Origin of the sequence: Corynebacterium sp. (genome assembly GCF_012837295.1) — a bacterium.
Classification (GTDB): Bacteria; Actinomycetota; Actinomycetes; order Mycobacteriales; family Mycobacteriaceae; genus Corynebacterium.
Map to the genome: position 1 here is coordinate 1 of NZ_DURI01000291.1, position 2,998 is coordinate 2,998.

The 2,998-nt window shown below is 69.3% G+C and carries 2 protein-coding genes; both read right to left on the minus strand.

All coding sequences use genetic code 11. The features are described 5' to 3' along the window. Positions 1-119 precede the first annotated feature (119 nt). Positions 120-1,943 (minus strand): BCCT family transporter, encoded by a 1,824-nt coding sequence (locus GX015_RS09450; RefSeq protein ID WP_291344650.1) that lies wholly within the window; start codon positions 1,941-1,943, stop codon positions 120-122. A gap of 227 nt (positions 1,944-2,170) precedes the next feature. Next, positions 2,171-2,998: 16S rRNA (cytidine(1402)-2'-O)-methyltransferase (gene rsmI, locus GX015_RS09455; RefSeq protein ID WP_291344651.1), on the minus strand; the 828-nt coding region annotated here is incomplete at its 5' end.

A 2,998-nucleotide genomic window follows, 5' to 3' on the forward strand; every position in this document is an offset into this window, starting at 1 on the left:
CATTCGGATCGTCCGGCCCGGCACCGGCGCCTGGGCCGGTTGCGGTGTCGGAGCCGGAATCGGGTCCCGCATCGCCCCGGGGTTCGCGCCCGGCGTCGTGCCCGCTCATCGTGCCGCCCCTACTTCTTCGGGGCGGTGGCGCCGGCCTTGGCGGCCTTGGCGGCCTTGCCCGACTTGCCCGGCTTGCCGGACTTGATGGTGCGGCCGGTTCGCGCCACCCGGCGCCCCTCCGCGGCCGCGGCGATGCGCCGCTCGCGGGCCAGCTTCAGGGCGAATCGGCGCTGTTCCTTGTCGTCGAGGTACAGCGGGTCGTCGGAAAGCCCCTTCACCAGCGCGAACATGAGCGCAATGATGACCAGGACGAACGGGCTCGCCGCGAGGATGGTCACGGACTGCAGGTTCGACAGCGCATCCTCGCCTCCGGTGAGCAGTAGCACGACGGCGATGAGCGCCGTCGAGATGCCCCACATCGCCGTGACGGGGCGCGCCGCGTCGAGGCGGCCGTTCTGGCTCATGGTGCCCATCACCGTCGACGCGGAGTCCGCGGAGGTGATGAAGAACGTCGCCAGCAGGATCATCGCCACGAACGCCGCGATGCCACCGCCCGGGAACGAATCCAGCAGAGTGAACAGCTGCCCTTCGGCGGAACCGTCGCCCCAGATCGACTGGCCGATCTGCTCGAGGTGAATCGCCGAGCCGCCGAAAATGGCGAACCACACCAGCGACACCAGCGACGGCACCAGCACGACGGAGAACACGAACTCGCGGATCGTGCGGCCGCGCGAAATCCGCGCCAGGAACATGCCCACGAACGGGGACCAGGAGATCCACCAGGCCCAGTAGAAGATGGTCCAGCCCGACAGCCACTCGCCGGCGGTGCCATTGGCCGAGGCTCCGGTGCGCGACGCCATCTCGAAGAACTGCGACAGGTACGAGCCGGCGGCGGTGGGGATGGTGTTGAGGATGATCACCGTTGGGCCGACGACGAGCACGAACACCGCGAGAATCAGTGCCGCGATCATGTTGAAGTTGGAGATGTACTGGATGCCCTTGCTCACGCCCGACAACGCCGAAGCGAGGAACGCCAAGCCCAGCACGATGATGATGCCCAGCATCAGCCACGTGCCCGGGTTCTCCACCAGGCCCGTGTGCTCCAGGCCGGCAGAGATCTGCAGTACGCCCAGGCCGAGCGACGCGGCGGTGCCGAAGACGGTGGCGAAGATCGCCAGGACGTCGATGAGCTTGCCCAGGAACCCCTCGGCGTTGCGCACGCCGATGAGCGGGATGAACGCCGCCGAAATCAGCTGGCGCCGACCCAGGCGGTACGTGCCGTAGGCGATGGACAGGCCGACGATGGCGTAGATCGCCCACGGGTGCAGCGTCCAGTGGAACATGGTCGTGGCCATGGCCGTGCCGACCTCGTTGGGCTCATGAGCGGGCACGCCGTTGCGGTAGAACGTCAGCGGCTCGGCGACGCCGTAGAACATCAGGCCGATGCCCATGCCCGCGGCGAACATCATGGCGATCCAGCTGAGCGTGGAAAACTCCGGCTTCTCGTCGTCGCCGCCCAGGCGGATGTGCCCGAACTTCGACAGCGCGACGCCGAAGATGAAGAATACGAAGACCGTGCCGGCCAGGACGAACAGCCAGCCGGTGTTGTCCACGACCCAGCTCAGCGCGGACGAGGCGAAGTTCGCGAAATTGTCCGGCCAGATCAGTCCCCACGCGACGATGGCCAGGATGAGGCCGGCGGCGGGGATGGTGACGCCGAGGTCGATGCCGGAGCCGGACCGCCCGTCGGGGTCCTCGCCGGGCAGGTCGTTGTCGGCGATGGCGGGGGGCGGGACGACGGCGCCCGTCGCCACGCCCGCGGCGTCGCCGAAACCGGAGTCGAGCCCTTCTCTTCGGTCTGGTGGTCCGTGTTCACGGTCAGAGGTGGTCATATAACCACCATGGCGGCCCTTGACCTGCGATTTCAAATGTGAATGACGTAAATCTCAGGTTTTTCCCAGTTTCGGCACCGCTTTACGACGGCCCGCCCCCGCCATCCCCGCCGGTCAGACCAGTGCCTGGTGGGCAATCGTCACAATTGGTTAACGATATGCGGGCCAAGACCCGTCGGCTAGCCAAATGGGGGCACGCTCCGCCGACGAGCGGGCCCTGCCCTTCCTCATTCTTCGCCCGCGTCCCCGGCGGCGCGGGCGTCGAGCACGGCCTGGTACAGCTCGCGGTGCTTGACCAACCCGGCGGTGCCCGCGACGGAGCGGCACGCGTCCTTGAGCCGATCGCCGCCGGCGACGCGGAACTCGACCTCCTCGACGAGGTCCTCGGGGTTCACCGGCGCACTGGTGACGCCCGCACCCTCGATGACGACGGTGATCTCGCCGCGCACCCCGCCCTCGGCCCATTCGGCGACCTCGGCCAAGGTGCCGCGCCGGGTTTCCTCGTACATCTTGGTCAGCTCACGGCACACCGCGACGCGGCGGTCGCCGCCGAGGACGTCGGCGGCCTCGGCCAGCGTGGCGGCGATGCGATGCGGGGACTCGAAGAAGCAGCATGCCCGCTGCTCGGTGGCCAGAGACTGCAGCCACTCCCGGCGGGCGCCCTGCTTGCGCGGGGCGAAGCCGTCGAAGATGAAGCGCCCCACCTTCAGACCGGACAGCGCCAGGGCGGTGGTCACCGCCGACGCCCCGGGCAGGCACGTCACGGGCAGCCCCGCATCGTGGGCGGCGGCCACCACGGCCAGCCCCGGGTCGGACACCACGGGCATGCCCGCGTCGGTGACCACGAGGACGCGGTGGCCGGATCGGGCGGCGTCGAGAAGCTGCGCGATGCGCTGTTCCTCGTTGTGGTCGAAGTTGGAGACGACCCGGCCGCGGATCTCCACGCCCAGCGCCGCCGCCAGCTGGCGTGCGCGGCGGGTGTCCTCCGCGGCGATGACGTCGGCCTCCCCCAGCGCCGCGCGCAGGCGGTCGGTGGCGTCGCCGATGTTGCCCAG